The organism is Streptomyces coeruleorubidus (assembly GCF_008705135.1).
GTDB lineage: Bacteria > Actinomycetota > Actinomycetes > Streptomycetales > Streptomycetaceae > Streptomyces > Streptomyces coeruleofuscus.
Genome location: NZ_CP023694.1, coordinates 8039751 through 8055862, shown reverse-complemented (window position 1 = coordinate 8055862; position 16112 = coordinate 8039751). Strand labels below are relative to the sequence as shown.

The following is a 16112-nucleotide window of genomic DNA, read 5'->3' as shown; positions in this document are numbered from 1 at the left end:
CCCTTTCGTCGGTTCGGCGGGTTCAGGGGGTGGTCGCCGGGCGGAAGCGGCGGCGGTACTCGGCCGGGGGTGCGCCCAGAGCCTTGACGAAGGCCCGGCGCATGGCCTCGGGGGTGCCGTAGCCGCTGGTGCGGGAGATCTCCTCGATGCCGTCGGTGGTGTCCTCCAGCAGGCGGCGGGCGTGTTCGAGGCGGACCCGGTCCACGTACCGGCCCGGCGTCATGCCGGTCTCGGACCGGAAGGCGCGGGCGAAGTGCCGGGGCGACAAGCGGGCGCGGGCGGCGAGGGCCTCGACGGAGAGGTCGGCGTCGGGGCGTTCGGCGATGAAGTGCTGGACTTCCCTCAGCGGCTCGCGGTGTGCCGTCTGGGCCGCGAGCTGGGCGCTGAACTGGGCCTGGTTGCCGGGCCGGCGCAGGAACACGACCAGGTGGCGGGCGATGGTGAGGGCGGCGTCCCGGCCCAGATCTTCCTCCACCAGGGCGAGGGCGAGGTCGATGCCGGCGGTGACACCGGCCGACGTGGCGATGGGTCCGTCGCGTACGTAGACGGGATCGGGGTCGATGTCGACGTCCGGGTGGTCACGGGCGAGCCGGTCGCAGTACGCCCAGTGGGTCGTGACCCGGCGGCCGTCCAGCAGGCCGGCCGCGGCGAGCACGGCTGCGCCGGTGCACACGGAGACCAGCCGGGCGGCGCGCGGCCCGTGCTCGCGCACCCAGTCGACCAGGCGCGGGTCGGGGCGCAGGGAGCCCGTTCCGCCGGGGACGAGGAGGATGTCCGGGTCGGACGCGGTGGTCAGGGACTCGTCGGGTACGAGGGTCAGGCCGCTGGTGGTCCGCACCGGCGCGCCGTCGAGGGACGCCGTGCGGATCCGGTACGCGCCCGGGGAGAGCAGCTCCGCGCCCGCGAAGACCTCCACGGGCCCGGTGACGTCGAGGCTCTGCACGCCCTCGAAGAGGACGGCGAGAACGGTGCGCTGGGCCATGCCGTCGATTCTTCGCGGGTCCGGAGTGTGGCCGCAATGACGAGTCCCCCACCTTTTCTGCCATGAGGCGGCCGCAGAGGGCATACCAAGCGGTTGGTAACCTGCCCGGCATGACGACTGCCGCCCTCTCGCCGCTCGCCGGCCGACGCTGCCAGAACGTGCTCAATTCCCTGCACGCGACGCACTACTTCTCCCCGGATCTGGGGCGGGAACTGGGTGCTGCCGGGATCACTCATCCCCACGCCGTGAACTTCGCCGTGCGGGCCGCCGCCCTCGGGCCGGTCGGAGCCGGAACGGTGGCGGCGGCCTTCTACAACTACAAGTACGAGCTCGTGGCCCGGCACGTGCCGGCGGTGTGGGAGACCGCGACGCCCGCCCAGGTGCTGGCGGCACGCGCGCGTGCGGTCGACGCGACGCTGCGCCGCCTGCTGGGCGACGAGGCCCTGGCCTCGGCGGAGATGGCCGAGGCCGCGCGGCTCGCGCTGCGCGCCGCCGAGGCCTGCTCGCGCGGGGCGCGGCCGCTGTACGCCGCCCACGCCGACCTGCCCGTCCCCGAGGAGCCGCACCTCGCGTACTGGCATGCGGCGACCCTGCTGCGCGAGCACCGGGGCGACGGGCATCTGGCCGTGCTGGTGTCCGCGGGGCTGGAAGGGCTGGAGGCCATGGTGACCCACACGGCGACGGGCAAGGGCACGGCACCGAAGTGGATCTTCAGCAGCCGGGGCTGGACCCAGGAGGACTGGGACGCGGCGGCGGGCCGACTGCGTGAGCGCGGGCTGCTGGACGCGGCCGGCGAACTCACCGAGCGCGGTGTCGCCCTGCGTGAGGAGATCGAGCGGGAGACGGACCGCCTGGACCGGGCACCGTACGAGCACCTGGGCGCGGAGGGGGTGGCGCGGCTGACCGAGCTGGGGGCGGCGTTCGCGCAGGCGGCGCTCACGGCCGGGGCCTATCCGGCGGATCTGCTCGGCAAGCGCTGACCGGGGCTCCTGGAAGCGGCCCGCCCCTCATCCGCGCACCGCGCCGACCACATGTGTTCGGCCGTGACGCATGGTGAGGCCTTGGCGAGGTACCCGTTCCCTCCCGGCCGCTGCGGCCGGGAGAGGAGAAAGGGGAATTTCGTGTTCCGTGCCATTGCAGATGTGCTGCGCCAGATCGGCGGTGCCATCGCCACCGTCGTGACGCTGCCCTTCCGGGCCCTGGCCCGGCTCTTCGGCGGCGCTTCGTCCTCCACCCGCAGCCGCAGGGTCTGATTAGAACGGTCCCGACGTGCCGGGTGCCGCCCTGACCCCCGAGTGTCGGTGTCACCTGCCACAATTGCCGCGCAACCTCAGTGGATAGGCGGTACGGGATCGTGACGACACCCGGGTCCCTCGAAGTAGGGTCCATCGAAGGCAGGATCGCCGAGGAGCTCGGCGTACGGGAGCGGCAGGTCAGGGCTGCCGTGGAACTGCTGGACGGCGGTTCTACGGTGCCCTTCATCGCCCGCTACCGCAAGGAAGCGACCGAGATGCTCGACGATGCGCAGCTGCGCACGATCGAGGAGCGGCTGCGCTATCTGCGGGAGCTGGAGGAGCGGCGGGCGGCGATCCTGGACTCGGTGCGCGAGCAGGGCAAGCTCACCGAGGAACTTCAGGCGCGGATCCGGGGCGCGGAGACCAAGGCGCGCCTGGAGGACATCTACCTCCCGTACAAGCCCAAGCGGCGCACCAAGGCGCAGATCGCGCGTGAGGCCGGTCTCGAGCCGCTGGCGGAGGGGCTGCTCGGTGATCCGTCCGTCGAGCCCCTCGCCGCGGCCGCCGCGTTCGTCGACGCCGACAAGGGCGTTGCCGATCCGCAGGCGGCCCTCGACGGCGCCCGGGCGATCCTCACCGAGCGGTTCTCGGAGGACGCCGACCTGATCGGCGAGGTGCGCGAGCGCATGTGGGTGCGCGGACGGCTGGCCGCCAAGGTGCGGGAGGGCAAGGAGGAGGCGGGCGCGAAGTTCGCCGACTACTTCGACTTCGCGGAGCCGTTCACCGAGCTGCCCTCGCACCGCATCCTGGCGATGCTGCGCGGCGAGAAGGAGGAGGTCCTCGACCTCGTCCTGGAGCCCGAGGAGCCGACGGACGGCCCGTCGTCGTACGAGGGGATGGTCGCGCACCGGTTCGGGATCGCCGACCGGGGCCGCCCCGGCGACAAGTGGCTGCTGGACACGGTGCGTTGGGCCTGGCGCACCCGCATCCTCGTCCACCTCGGCATCGATCTGCGGCTGCGGCTGCGCACGGCCGCCGAGGACGAGGCGGTGCGGGTCTTCGCGGCCAACCTGCGCGACCTGCTACTCGCCGCCCCGGCGGGCACGCGCGCGACGCTCGGCCTCGACCCCGGTTTCCGTACGGGCGTGAAGGTCGCCGTCGTCGACGCGACCGGCAAGGTCGTCGCCACGGACGTCATCCACCCCCACGTCCCGGCCAACCGGTGGGACGAGGCCATCGCCAAGCTGGCCCGGCTGGCGAAGGAGCACGCGGTCGAGCTGATCGCCATCGGCAACGGCACGGCGTCCCGCGAGACCGACAAGCTCGCCGGGGAACTGATCGCCAAGCACCCGGAGCTGAACCTCACGAAGGTGATGGTGTCCGAGGCCGGCGCGTCCGTGTACTCGGCGTCCGCCTTCGCCTCGCAGGAGCTGCCCGACATGGACGTGTCGCTGCGCGGCGCCGTGTCGATCGCCCGGCGGCTCCAGGACCCGCTGGCCGAGCTGGTGAAGATCGACCCGAAGTCGATCGGTGTCGGCCAGTACCAGCACGACCTGTCCGAGGTGAAGCTGTCGCGTTCGCTGGACGCGGTGGTGGAGGACTGTGTGAACGGCGTGGGCGTGGACGTCAACACGGCGTCGGCCCCCCTGCTCGCCCGGGTCTCCGGCATCACCTCCGGGCTCGCCGAGAACATCGTGGCGCACCGGGACGCCAACGGCCCGTTCAAGTCCCGTGGTGAGCTGAAGAAGGTGACGCGGCTGGGCCCGAAGGCGTACGAGCAGTGCGCGGGCTTCCTGCGGATCCGCGGCGGTGACGACCCGCTGGACGCCTCCAGCGTGCACCCGGAGGCGTACCCGGTCGTCCGGCGCATGGTGAAGACCGCCGGGCAGGAGGTCGCGGGTCTCATCGGCAACACCGGGGTGCTGCGCTCGCTGAAGCCGCAGGACTTCGTGGACGAGACGTTCGGTCTGCCGACGGTCACCGACATCCTCAAGGAGCTGGAGAAGCCCGGCCGCGACCCGCGCCCGGCCTTCAAGACGGCCGCCTTCAAGGAAGGCGTGGAGAAGATCTCCGACCTGTCGGCCGGGATGGTCCTGGAAGGTGTCGTGACGAACGTCGCCGCGTTCGGCGCGTTCGTGGACGTCGGTGTCCACCAGGACGGTCTGGTGCACGTCTCCGCGATGTCGAAGACGTTCGTCAAGGACCCGCGGGACGTGGTGAAGCCCGGGGACATCGTCAAGGTGAAGGTCCTCGACGTCGACATCCCGCGCAAGCGGATCTCGCTGACCCTGCGCCTGGACGACGAGGCGGCCCCGCAGGGGCAGGACGGCACCGGCGAGCGCAGGCAGCGGGGCGGGCGTCCGCCGCAGCAGCGGCAGGGTGGTCGTGGAGGCGGCCGTGGTGGTGGCGGCGGTGGCGGTTCGCGTCAGGCGCCTCCGCCTGCCAACGGCGCGATGGCCGACGCGTTGCGCCGCGCGGGCCTGGTCGACCCCAAGAACGGCAAGCGTTGACCGTTCGGCTGTGGGGAGCTGCGGGTCCGTTGTGGCTGGTCGCGCCCAGGCGGCGGTAGCCGCATATCGAACGCAGCCCCGCGCCCCTGGTGAAGAGGCGCTTCGCGCCCTTCACGATCTAGAGTGGCCGGTATGTCTGCTTCGCGTGTCATCACCTGGGACGTTTCCGCAAGCCGGGGGGTCGAGACCGCTTGGGTCGAGCTCGGGGACGGAGTGATGCGGGCGCGTGGGCGGGCCGTCGGGACCGTCCCCCAGCCGTACTGGGTCTCCTACGAACTCGAAACCGCTGAAGGGTTCGTGACCCGGCGACTGAGCGTCACGGTGGAGACAGAGGCGCAAGACCACGTCCTCGACCTGCGGCACGACGGCGGGGGCGGGTGGACCGCGAACGGCCACCCCCTCCCCGCCGTCGACGGCGCCCTCGACTGCGATCTCGGGCTGTGTCCGCTCACCAACACCATGCCGGTGCTCCGGCACGGCCTCCATCGGGGGCCGGGCGAGCTGGAGTTCCTGATGGCCTGGGTGTCCGTTCCGGACCTGGCGGTGCGGCCGTCCCGGCAGACCTACACCCACCTCGCCCCGGGGCGGGTCCGGTATGCCTCCGGTGACTTCCGCAGCGACCTGGAGATGGACGAGGAGGGGTACGTCGTGGAGTACCCCTCGCTGGCCACCCGCCTGACGGTTCGTTAGCGCTCGGTCACCTTGCCGGCCGCCACCTCGAGGCGGCGCGTGACGTGTACGGCGTCGAGCATGCGGCGGTCGTGGGTGACCAGCAGGAGGGTGCCCTCGTAGGCGTCGAGGGCCGACTCCAACTGCTCGATGGCGGGCAGGTCGAGGTGGTTGGTCGGCTCGTCGAGGACCAGGAGGTTGACGCCCCGGCCCTGGAGCAGTGCCAGGGCGGCTCTGGTGCGCTCGCCCGGGGAGAGGGTCGCCGCGGGGCGCAGGACGTGGTCCGCCTTGAGGCCGAACTTGGCCAGGAGGGTGCGGACCTCGGCCGGTTCGGTGTCCGGGACGGCCGCGCGGAAGGCGTCCATCAGGGGCTCCTGGCCGTGGAATAGCTTGCGGGCCTGGTCGACCTCGCCGAGCAGGACGCCCGAGCCGAGCGCCGCGTGCCCGGCGTCGAGCGGGACACGGCCGAGCAGGGCGGCGAGCAGGGTGGACTTGCCGGCGCCGTTCGCGCCCGTCACCGCCACCCGGTCCGCCCAGTCGATCTGGAGGGACACCGGGCCGAGCACGAAGCCGCCGCGACGCACCTCGGCGTCCCGCAGGGTCGCGACGACGGCGCCCGAGCGCGGGGCCGACGCGATCTCCATGCGCAGCTCCCACTCCTTGCGGGGCTCCTCGACGACGTCCAGCCGCTCGATCATGCGCTGGGTCTGCCGGGCCTTGGCGGCCTGTTTCTCGCTGGCCTCGCTGCGGAACTTGCGGCCGATCTTGTCGTTGTCGTTGCCCGCCTTGCGGCGCGCGTTCTTCACGCCCTTGTCCATCCAGGAGCGCTGCATCTGCGCGCGGTCCTGGAGGGCCGACTTCTTGTCGGCGTACTCCTCGAACTCGTCGCGGGCGTGCCTGCGGGCGACCTCCCGCTCCTCCAGGTAGGCCTCGTAGCCACCGCCGTAGAGGTTGATCCGCCGCTGGGCGAGGTCGAGTTCGAGGACCTTGGTGACGGTGCGGGTGAGGAACTCGCGGTCGTGGCTGACGACCACCGTCCCGGCGCGCAGGCCGCTCACGAAGCGTTCGAGGCGCTCCAGCCCGTCGAGGTCGAGGTCGTTGGTGGGCTCGTCCAGGAGGAAGACGTCGTAGCGGGACAGGAGCAGGGAGGCGAGGCCGGCCCGGGCGGCCTGGCCGCCGGACAACGACGTCATCAACTGGTCCAGATCGACCGCGAGGCCCAGCGAGTCGGCGACCTCCTCGGCACGTTCGTCGAGGTCGGCGCCGCCGAGTCCGAGCCAGCGCTCCAGGCTCGTGGCGTAGGCGTCGTCGGCGCCGGGCGCCCCGTCGACCAGGGCCTGGGTCGCCTCGTCCATGGTGCGCTGGGCCTCGGCGACGCCGGTGCGACGGGCCAGGAACGCCCGTACGGTCTCGCCGGGGCGGCGGTCCGGCTCCTGCGGCAGATGGCCGACGGTGGCGGTCGGCGGGGACAGGCGCAGCTCGCCCTGCTCGGGGGCGGTGAGTCCGGCGAGCATCCTGAGCAGGGTGGACTTGCCGGCGCCGTTGGCTCCGACCAGGCCGATCACGTCGCCGGGCGCGACGACGAGGTCGAGTCCGGTGAACAGGGAGCGGTCGCCGTGGCCGGCGGCGAGGTTCTTGGCGACGAGGGTGGCAGTCATCAGACCGCGATCCTAACGGCCGTCCCGGGCGGTCCGCGGCTGGGTTTCAGGAGGTCACGGCTGTCACCAGCACGCTGGTGGCGGTGCGCGCCACCAGGAAGGACCGCCCCTTCACCGCCTTGGTGTCGAGGGCGATGCGGTGGCGGCCCGGTTCCAGGACGCCGTCGAAGATCTCGTGGGTGTGGGTGCGGGAGAGCCGGTCGAGGCGGTACGCGGTGAGGGTGACCCGGCAGGCGGAGGTGACCTCGACGTCGGCCTCGCCGTCGGTGGCGGTCAGGCCGGTGAGGCGGCGCAGCTCCAGTGGGCTGCGGTCCAGGGCGTGTTCGATCTGGGCGACGAGGAGGGGGACGATCGGGGCGAGGCCGTCGACGTAGGCGACGGGGACCTCGGCACGTTCGAAGGCGCGGCGGACGGCGGCACGTTCCCGCTCGTCGGTCCCGCGGCCGAAGGCGACCGCGCCGTAGCCGCGCAGTTCGTCGGCGGGCACGTGGTCGGCGTCGTGGGCGATGTCGGCGCCGACGCCGATGGTGCGCAGGGCCGCGGCGAGCTTGGCCGGGACGGCGACGCGGGCGCCGATCAGCAGGACGCGGCGGCGGGTGTCGGGGGCGGAGCCGTTCAGCAGGGCGCTCAGCGCCGCGCGGTACTCGGCGCCGCGGAAGCGGAACGGGCCGATGCCGTGGTAGCCGTTGAGCTCCAGATCGGCGTGTTCGTCGGTCTGCCAGGCGAAGTCCCGCCAGATGAAGTCCTCGCCGTCCCGGCGGATGACCGCGGTGACGGCGCCGCAGGCCAGGTCCTCGCACTCGGGGCAGCCGTAGACGACGTAGCGGCCGCCGGGCAGCGGTGCGGGGCTCTCCAGGAGCAGGCTGCGGACCTGCGCGGTGAAGATCGAGGGTGGTACGTCGGAGGCGAGCGGGGAGACCGCGTCGAGGTCGGAGAGCCGGAACAGCAGCGGGCGTCCGTCGACGATGAAGTCCACGAAGTCCCGGTGGACCTGGTAACCACCGTCTGTGAGGACGCCGCCGGCCCGCATCGCGGGTGCCAGGCCGAAGGTCGTGTACTCGGCACACATGCTGTGAGTATTCCCATACTGCGCGTGATGTGAGCACGGCATGACACATTCCGCTACGGTCCGGGCATGACGGGTGAGCGCGGTGGCGAGATCGTGGTGGTCGGTGGCGGCGTGGTCGGGCTGACGACCGCGGTGGTTCTCGCCGAGCGGGGGCGGCGGGTACGGCTGTGGACGCGGGACCCCGTCGAGGCGACCACGTCAGCGGTCGCGGGTGCGCTGTGGTGGCCGTACCGGATCGAGCCGATCGCGCTGGCGCGGGTGTGGGCGCTGCGGTCGCTCGAGGTGTACGAGGAGCTGGCCGCGCGGTCCGGGGCGAGCGGCGTACGCCTGGTCGAAGGGGTGCTGGGCGAGACGCGTCTCGACGAGGTCGACGCGTCGCTGGCGGAACGGATGCCGGAGCTGCGGGCGGCCACGGCCGGGGAGTACGCGGGGTCGGGGATCCGGGCCCGGTTGCCGCTCATCGACATGCCGGCCCATCTGCCGTGGCTGCGGGAAAGGTTGGCGGCGGCTGGCGGTGTGGTCGAGGCTCGTACGGTGTCCGGGCTGGCCGAGGCCGACGCGCCGGTCGTGATCAACTGCACGGGGCTCGCCGCGCGGGAGCTCGTGCCGGATCCGTCCGTGCGGCCCGTGCGCGGGCAGCTGGTCGTCGTGGAGAACCCCGGGATCGACACCTGGCTGGTCTCCACCGACGCGGCCGGGGAGCACGCGTACATGTTTCCGCAGCCGGGCGGGCTCGTCCTCGGCGGTACGGCGGAGGAGGACGCGTGGTCGCTGGAACCCGACCCGGCGGCGGCCGAGGCGATCATCCGCCGCTGCGCGGCCCTGCGGCCGGAGATCGCCGGGGCGCGCGTACTGGAACACCGGGTGGGACTGCGCCCCACCCGCCCGGCCGTCCGCCTGGAGCGCGACACCCTGCCGGACGGCCGCCTGTTGATCCACAACTACGGCCATGGTGGTGCGGGTGTGACGGTGGCCTGGGGGTGCGCGGAGGAGGCGGCCCGGCTGGTCGGCTAGGACCGCCTGCCGTGAGCTGCCGGGACTGGGCTGCTTGACGTGGCCTGCTTGACCTCGACGCCCCCGGCCGAGGGCGTCGAGGTCAAGCGGCTGGGGCGGTCGGGTCAGTGCTTGCCGATCGGGTCTCCCTCCACGTCCGGGCCGCGGCCCGGGCCGACGCGGAACTCGAACTCGCCGTCGTACTTCTTGTGGCCTTCCATGACGGCCATTTCGACGGCCTCGGACCCCATCTGCTCACGCACGATCACCGGGTCGCGGCGAAGGTCGCGCATCAGGGCGATACACATGAAGATCATCACGATGACGAACGGCGCCGCCGCGAGGATCGTGAGGTTCTGCAGACCGGTCAGCGCGTCGCCCTGGCCACTGCCGACCAGGAGCATGATCGCGGCCACCGCACCGGTGACCACGCCCCAGAACACCACCACGAACCGGCCCGGTTCGAGCGCGCCCTTCTGCGACAGGGTGCCCATGACGATCGAGGCCGCGTCGGCGCCCGAGACGAAGAAGATGCCGACGAGGACCATCACGAGCAGGCTCGTGGCGGTCGCGACGGGGAACTGCTGGAGCACACCGAAGAGCTGCCCCTCCGGGGTGGCCTCCTTGCCGAGCTGCCCCTGCTCCTGCATCTTCATCGCCGAGCCTCCGAAGATCGCGAACCAGATCAGGCTGACGGTGCTGGGCACGAGGATGACACCGCCGACGAACTGGCGGATCGTGCGGCCCCGGCTGATGCGGGCGATGAACATGCCGACGAAGGGCGTCCAGGAGATCCACCACGCCCAGTAGAAGACCGTCCAGCTGCTCAGCCAGTCGGCGACACCCTCGCCACCGCTCGCCTCGGTCCGGCCGGCCAGCTGGGGCAGGTCGCCGAGGTAGGCGAAGACGGAGGTGGGCAGCAGGTCGAGGACGATGATGGTCGGGCCGGCCACGAACACGAACAGGGCGAGCACGAGCGCCAGCACCATGTTGGTGTTGGACAGCCACTGGATGCCCTTCTCCACACCCGAGATCGCGGACGCGACGAAGGCCAGGGTCAACACCGCGATGATCGTGACGAGCAGCCCGGTGCTCACCTTGTCCATCCACTTCAGCTCCTGCACACCGGAGCCGATCTGGAGCGCGCCGAGACCCAGCGAGGCGGCGGAGCCGAAGACGGTCGCGATGATCGCGAGGATGTCGATGGCCCGGCCGATGCCGCCGTTGGCGTTCTTCGTGCCGATGAGCGGGGTGAAGACGGCGCTGATGGTCTGGCGGCGCCGCCGGCGGAAGGTGCTGTAGGCGATGGCGAGGCCGACCACCGCGTAGATCGCCCATGGGTGGAGCGTCCAGTGGAACAGGGTGGTGGCCATGGCCGTCTCCATGCGGTCACCCGAGTCGGCCGGGTTCGTGCCCGGCGGGGGCGTGCCGTAGTGCGACAGCGGCTCGCTCACGCCGTAGAACATCAGGCCGATGCCCATGCCCGCGCTGAACATCATCGCGACCCAGGACACCGTGCGGAACTCGGGTTCTTCGCCCTCCGCACCGAGATGGATACGGCCGTAGCGGCTGATCGCGAGCCACAGGGCGAACACGACGAAGCCGGAGGCCGCGAGCATGAACGCCCAGCCGCCGTTGTGCATCAGCCCGCCGAGCATGCTGGTGGAGACGTCTTCGAGCGAGTCGGTAGCCGCGGCTCCCCAGACCACGAAGGCGAGGGTGAGCACGGCCGTGACCCCGAAGACAATACGGTCGGTTTTAGGGCGTTCCTGACCGGGGAGGCCCGCTTCCGAACCCGGAAGCGCGGGCCCCTCTTGGTGATCGCTCTCACTTGGTCGGTCGTGCGTCACAGGCGGCACCTTTCATCGGGACGTAGGAGGAACGTAAGTCCTCCGTACGCCCCTACCACGTGTGGCGCAATTTCACCCCCCTCAACATTGCGTTTCCGGATTCCCTGCCGTCAGGTGGTACGTTCCGCGCTCGTCGAGCAGCAGCGGCACGAGCGCCCGCAGGGACTGGCGCAGGGGTACGAGCACGCCCTCCGCGTCCCGGCGTACGCGCACACCGTGCAGCGCGAGTTCGTCTCCCACCTCGGCGTACTGCGCGGCCGTGAGCCGGTAACCGCAGGGCGGGTTCTGGATCACCTCGGCCGGTTCGGGCGAGTCGTTGTCGGCGCCTCCGACGTACACGGGGCCGGTGGTGACGTAGCCCGCGAGCCGGGCCCTGCCCGTCGCCGCCTCGACCGCGCCGCGGCGCTGGTCGACGTATCCGAACAGGCCTCCCAGTGCGTCCAGTTGGGAGGTGACACGGCGGCGGTTGTTCAGCGCCTCGTCCGCCTTCTCGGCCTCGGTGAGCGGGTCCACGCGGCTCTCGATGAGCAGCCCGATGCCATGCTTGGTGCCGGACATATTGCGCAAAATGCGCTCCTGGCCGTCTCCGGCGACCTGTTTGACCGGCTCGCCGGTCTCGGGGTCGGTCCAGATGCCGTAGGTGCCGGTCGAGTGGCCGGCCCGCTGCGCCGCGGGGCGGACGTACTTCTCGGAGAGGGTCTTCGCCTCGTCGTGGACCGCCTCATGGGTGTTGAGGTTGCGCGGCCACAGGTCGAAGAGGTCCTTGTCGTAGTACGGGGGTGTGGCGCCGTACTCGTGCAGGTCGTAGACGAGGTCGGGACGCTGGTCGCGGAGGAGCTTCGCCAGCGCACGGCCTTCGGCGGTCCGGAGCGCCAGGTGGTCGCGGTTGATGTCCACGCCGTCGCTGTTGCCCCGGGTGTCGGCGGCCCGGCCGTCGGGGTTGGCGGTGGGCACGACGAGGACCGTGGTGCGGTCCAGGAAGCGCCGGGTGCGGCTGTCACGGGCGTACGCGAGGTCGCGGATGGTGGTCAGACAGGCCTCGCGGCCGGAGGGCTCGTCGCCGTGCTGGCTGCACACGAGCAGCACCTTGTTGGGCGTCGGGTGGGTGCCGATGCGGACCAGCTGAAGCGGGCGGCCCTGCTTCGTCGTACCGAAGCGGGTCATGGAGACGCGGCTGCTCGACCGATCGACGGCGTTGAGGAAGTCCTGTTCCTCGGGCTGGGTGGTCCAGCGGGCGCCGTTCGTCTGCTCGAAGCCGGTGCGGGGCGGGGAGTCGGTGGCGGCCTGGGCCGGGACGGCGACCAGGGACGCGGCGACGGCCGCGGCGGTCAGGGCCAGGGCGCGGACGCGCGTCGCGCCCCTGCCTGCCGCCTTGCGGGCCACGCGCCCGGCCACGGTGTCGCGGGGCGCGCTCCTGGCTGCGGTGTCGCGGATCACTGGCTTCCCTCCGGGACGCGGTGAGCGGTGCGCGGATCCCGTACGCCGTCCAGCGGGGTGGCGTCGGGCGTGGCGGCCGCTGCGCCCGTGGTGGCGCGGGCGAAGGCGGCGGCTCCGCCGACGAACGGCACGCGGGCCGAGGTGCGGGACAGGTCGACGGTCAGCTTGGGCTTGTCCGCGGGAGGGTCGATGAGGCCCTTGTCGGTGCCCGCGACGATCAGCGCCAGGCGGTGGCCCTTGGGGACGACATGGTCGGTCGCCGCCAGGTCGAGGGTGATCGTGTACCGCTTGCCCGGAGTGAGCGGGGCGCCCGTCAGGTCGGAGGCGTGGTTGCCGAGGTCGGCCCAGCCGCGGCTGACGATCGTGTAGTCGACGTCGGCGGTCTTCGCCTTCGTCTCCTTGAAGCAGGAGCTGTCGCCCGCGGTGCTCGCGCCCCAGCAGGTGCGGTCGGTGAGCGTGGTGATGCCCTCGCCCGCGTCGGCGTAGTCGCGGATGGTGGCGGGGCCGATGTCCACGAGGACGGCGGAGAGGTGGGCCGTCGGGGTGGAGGGCGTCGCGGTGACGGTGACCTCGGAGGAGCCGGACAGACGCAGGTCGCGGGTGAGCGGCCTGGTGACGAACCCGGCCTTCTCCGGTGTCGGCTTGTCGATCTGCGCGGCCCAGTCGGTCTCGCTCAGCTTCGGGTCGTCGGTGAAGGTCGCGGTGCCGTGGCCGCGGTGCAGGCCGAGGGTGCCCACGCCTGCCTGGGCGCCTCGGTCGGGGCGCAGGGTGGCGGCACGGGTGCCGTTCGGCGGCCAGGTCTGCGAGGTGGTCCATCGATCGGGCGCGCGTTCGATGTCGGCCATGGGCTCGCGGTCGATGCCGTTGTCGTAGCCCTTGAGTTCGTGGTCGAACCAGCGGTGGAGCGTCTCGACCCAGGTGGCGCGGCGGAAGTCGAAGGGGTCGACGTGGCCCGTCTGGGAGAGCCAGATCTTGCGCTCGACGCCGTTCTTCGCGAGGGCGTCCCACCACTGGCCGACGTGCTTCATCCGCACGTTGAGGTCCTGCATGCCGTGCACGAGGAAGACACTGGCCTTGACCTTCCGCGCGGCCCTGACGTAGTCGCGCTCGGTCCACAGCGGGGTCCAGTCGCCGGTGCGCGGGGCCCCGTCGACGAGCTTGCGCTGCACGGCGGCGCACTTGGCGCGGGCGTCGGGGCTGTTGACGTAGTCGGACAGCCATTCGGGGCCGGAGTCGTAGAGCGGGGCGCCCTGCTGGAAGTAGTAGTCGTACCAGGAGGAGATGGCGCTGATCGGGACGATGGTCTTCAGGCCCTCGACGCCGGTCGCGGCGACGCCGTTGGCGATGGTGCCGTCCCAGCTCTTGCCGATCATGCCGGTCTTGCCGTTGGTCCAGGCCGCTTTGGCGCGGGTGGTGCCGGTGCGGGTCGTGTAGGCCTTGGCACGGCCGTTGAGCCAGTCGACGACGGCCTTCGCGGACTGGATGTCGGAGCGGCCGCCGACGTCGACGCAACCGTCGGAGCGATTGGTTCCGGCCAGGTCGACGCCGACGAAGGCGTAGCCGCGGGGCACGAAGTAGTTGTCGTAGTACAGCGGCATCTGGTTGACGTCGCCGTTCGCGTCGTACGTCTTCTTCTGGCTCTCGTTGCCGCGCCCGCAGCAGGAGTAGTACGGGCTGGCGTCCATGATGACGGGGACCTTGCGGCCCTGCCGGGCGGGTTCGCGGGGGCGGACGATGTCCACGGCGACCCGGTCGGCCTTGCCGTCGCGGTCCCCGTCGAGTCCGGTGTCCACCCAGACGGCCTCGCGGATGGCGTTGTCGTACGAGTGGACGGGTCGGCTCTCGCGCGGGGCGGCGTCCGCCGCTGCCGGGGTGAGCAGCGTGGCCACCAGGGCGGCCGTGGCCGCCGTCGCGATCGGTCTCCAGGTCGTGAAGCGCGTGCGTTTCGGCATGCGGCGGACGCTACATCGGTGAACTCCCGTTCAGAAGAGGGCAGCTGACGGACCGGCGTGTCCGGAACGGCCCCCTGGGTCCGGTGTCTCATGTCGGCCGAATGGCGATCGTGTGACAGCAGGGGCCATGGACATGATCAGAGAGACAGGGAGTCAATAGGCTCCGGACAGCCCTCGGGACCCTACGACTTGGAGTTTTGCGTGCACCGCAGCATCATCGCGCCGGGAGCCCTGGCCGCGGCCGTTCTCCTGCTGGCGATCCCGGCATCGGCCGCGCCCCGCTCCCCCGGCGCGCCGGGTATCGGTGACCCCTACTACCCGGCCTACGGCAACGGCGGATACGACGTCTCCCACTACGACCTGAGGCTGAAGTACCAGCCGGCCACGGACGAGCTCGAGGGCACGGCGACCCTCGTGGCCCGCACCACGCAGGACCTGTCCAGCTTCAACCTGGACTTCCTGCTGGACGTCGGCGAGGTGCGCGTCAACGGCGCGAAGGCGTCGTTCCGGACGTCCGGCGAGCACGAGCTGGAGATCACGCCGAAGACCCCGCTGGCCAAGGGCACGCCCGTCACGGTCGTCGTGCGCTACCGCGGCGTGCCGTCGTCGAAGAAGGCCTACGGCTTCACGAGCTGGCACCGCACCCCGGACGGGGGCGTCGCGGCGAACGAGCCCGAGGCGGCGGCATGGTGGTTCCCGAGCAACGACCACCCGCTCGACAAGGCCACCTACGACGTGTCCGTACTGGTCCCGGACGGCACGCAGGCCATCTCCAACGGCACGCTCCAGTCGACGAGTTCGCGTCTCGGCTGGACTCGCTGGAACTGGCGCTCCGACAAGCCGCAGGCCACGTACCTCGCCACGCTCGCGGTCGGGAAGTTCGACATCACGACCGGCACGACCGAGAGCGGCATCCCGGTCCTCAACGCCTACAGCAAGGACCTGGGCGGCCACGCCGGCGCGGCGCGGGCGAGCCTCGAGCGGACCGGGGAGATCGCCGACTGGCTGACGGGCTATTTCGGGCCGTACCCCTACAACGCGCTCGGCGGATACGTGCCGAACACCACCACCGGGTACGCGCTGGAGACCCAGACCCGGCCGTACTACAGCCCGCGGCAGTTCGCCAACGGGTCGAACGTCTCCCTCGTCGTCCACGAGCTGGCGCACCAGTGGTACGGCGACGACGTGTCGCTCAAGCGCTGGAAGGACATCTGGATCAACGAGGGCTTCGCGCGCTACGCGCAGTGGCTGTGGTCCGAGCACGAGGGCGAGGGCACGGCACAGGAACTCGCCGACTACGTGTACGCCTCGCATCCCGCCGACGACCCGTTCTGGACGGTGAAACCCGGGGACCCGGGTCCCGAGAACCAGTTCGACATCGCGGTGTACGACCGGGGCGCGCTGGCCGTCCAGGCGCTGCGCAACGAAATCGGCGACGAGTCGTTCTTCGCGATCCTCAAGGGCTGGCCGCAGAAGTACGCCCACGGCAACGCGTCGGTCGCCGACTTCCGGCGGTACGCCGAGGATGTGTCCGGCAAGCCCCTGGCGGCGCTGTTCGACACGTGGCTGTTCCAGCCGTCGAAGCCGGGGGCACCGGCGGCTCGGGCCGCGGCGGTCGCGAAGGGGGTGGGGGCTGTGCCGCAGCCGAGGTCGTGGAAGAAGATCGCGGCGACGAACGGGGTGCACGAGCACGCGGGTGCGGAACACGTGCACTGAGGCGGCTTCCCGCCCCGCTGCGCCCAGTCGCGCACGCGCCC

12 protein-coding genes are annotated in these 16112 nt (G+C 71.6%); 6 read left to right on the top strand and 6 right to left on the bottom strand.

The window, feature by feature from the left end:
• Positions 1–22: 22 nt before the first annotated feature.
• Positions 23–982, bottom strand: coding sequence for a GlxA family transcriptional regulator (locus CP976_RS37005; RefSeq protein ID WP_150484242.1), 960 nt, complete (start codon positions 980–982; stop codon positions 23–25).
• Positions 983–1092: 110 nt separating this feature from the next.
• Here CP976_RS37005 and CP976_RS37000 point away from each other — a divergent pair, with 110 nt between their 5' ends.
• The 4 genes from CP976_RS37000 to CP976_RS36990 all read left to right on the top strand — a co-directional run bounded on the left by CP976_RS37000 (position 1093) and on the right by CP976_RS36990 (position 5417).
• A complete protein-coding gene (locus CP976_RS37000) occupies positions 1093–1962 on the top strand; it encodes an SCO6745 family protein (protein ID WP_167537493.1) in 870 nt (289 codons plus the stop codon).
• Positions 1963–2103: 141 nt separating this feature from the next.
• Positions 2104–2235, top strand: a complete 132-nt coding sequence (locus CP976_RS44385) for an LPFR motif small protein (RefSeq protein ID WP_010042827.1) — start codon at positions 2104–2106, stop codon at positions 2233–2235.
• Positions 2236–2336: 101 nt separating this feature from the next.
• Entirely contained in the window at positions 2337–4727 is a 2391-nt protein-coding gene (locus tag CP976_RS36995) for a Tex family protein (protein WP_150484241.1), read from the top strand.
• 132 nt (positions 4728–4859) lie between these two features.
• Complete coding sequence (locus tag CP976_RS36990) at positions 4860–5417, top strand: putative glycolipid-binding domain-containing protein (protein ID WP_150484240.1); 558 nt, start codon at positions 4860–4862, stop codon at positions 5415–5417.
• On the opposite strand, the gene CP976_RS36985 is transcribed toward CP976_RS36990, so the two are convergent.
• A complete protein-coding gene (locus tag CP976_RS36985; RefSeq protein WP_150484239.1) occupies positions 5414–7054 on the bottom strand; it encodes an ABC-F family ATP-binding cassette domain-containing protein in 1641 nt (546 codons plus the stop codon). The two genes, CP976_RS36990 and CP976_RS36985, sit on opposite strands and share 4 nt — an antisense overlap.
• A 46-nt stretch (positions 7055–7100) precedes the next feature.
• The gene (locus CP976_RS36980; RefSeq protein ID WP_150484238.1) at positions 7101–8123 is read right to left on the bottom strand and encodes an oxidoreductase; all 1023 of its coding nucleotides are present in this window, start codon (positions 8121–8123) and stop codon (positions 7101–7103) included.
• A gap of 66 nt (positions 8124–8189) precedes the next feature.
• Here CP976_RS36980 and CP976_RS36975 point away from each other — a divergent pair, with 66 nt between their 5' ends.
• Entirely contained in the window at positions 8190–9137 is a 948-nt protein-coding gene (locus CP976_RS36975; protein WP_150484237.1) for an FAD-dependent oxidoreductase, read from the top strand.
• A 104-nt stretch (positions 9138–9241) separates the two neighbouring features.
• On the opposite strand, the gene CP976_RS36970 is transcribed toward CP976_RS36975, so the two are convergent.
• The 3 genes from CP976_RS36970 to CP976_RS36960 all read right to left on the bottom strand — a co-directional run bounded on the left by CP976_RS36970 (position 9242) and on the right by CP976_RS36960 (position 14355).
• Positions 9242–10966 (bottom strand): BCCT family transporter, encoded by a 1725-nt coding sequence (locus CP976_RS36970; RefSeq protein WP_150484236.1) that lies wholly within the window; start codon positions 10964–10966, stop codon positions 9242–9244.
• An 81-nt stretch (positions 10967–11047) separates the two neighbouring features.
• Positions 11048–12349, bottom strand: a complete 1302-nt coding sequence (locus CP976_RS36965) for a M14 family metallopeptidase (protein WP_150485665.1) — start codon at positions 12347–12349, stop codon at positions 11048–11050.
• 50 nt (positions 12350–12399) lie between these two features.
• Complete coding sequence (locus tag CP976_RS36960) at positions 12400–14355, bottom strand: Xaa-Pro dipeptidyl-peptidase (protein WP_150484235.1); 1956 nt, start codon at positions 14353–14355, stop codon at positions 12400–12402.
• A 201-nt stretch (positions 14356–14556) separates the two neighbouring features.
• Here CP976_RS36960 and CP976_RS36955 point away from each other — a divergent pair, with 201 nt between their 5' ends.
• On the top strand, positions 14557–16071 hold the full coding sequence (locus tag CP976_RS36955) for a M1 family metallopeptidase (RefSeq protein ID WP_167537492.1): 1515 nt from the start codon (positions 14557–14559) through the stop codon (positions 16069–16071).
• Positions 16072–16112: the final 41 nt, after the last annotated feature.

Coding starts and splice junctions, on each gene's coding strand:
- CP976_RS36960 (WP_150484235.1), bottom strand. CDS start 14,355: ATGCCGAAACGCACGCGCTTCACGACCTGGAGACCGATCGCGACGGCG.
- CP976_RS37005 (WP_150484242.1), bottom strand. CDS start 982: ATGGCCCAGCGCACCGTTCTCGCCGTCCTCTTCGAGGGCGTGCAGAGC.
- CP976_RS36985 (WP_150484239.1), bottom strand. CDS start 7,054: ATGACTGCCACCCTCGTCGCCAAGAACCTCGCCGCCGGCCACGGCGAC.
- CP976_RS36980 (WP_150484238.1), bottom strand. CDS start 8,123: ATGTGTGCCGAGTACACGACCTTCGGCCTGGCACCCGCGATGCGGGCC.
- CP976_RS37000 (WP_167537493.1), top strand. CDS start 1,093: ATGACGACTGCCGCCCTCTCGCCGCTCGCCGGCCGACGCTGCCAGAAC.
- CP976_RS36975 (WP_150484237.1), top strand. CDS start 8,190: ATGACGGGTGAGCGCGGTGGCGAGATCGTGGTGGTCGGTGGCGGCGTG.
- CP976_RS36990 (WP_150484240.1), top strand. CDS start 4,860: ATGTCTGCTTCGCGTGTCATCACCTGGGACGTTTCCGCAAGCCGGGGG.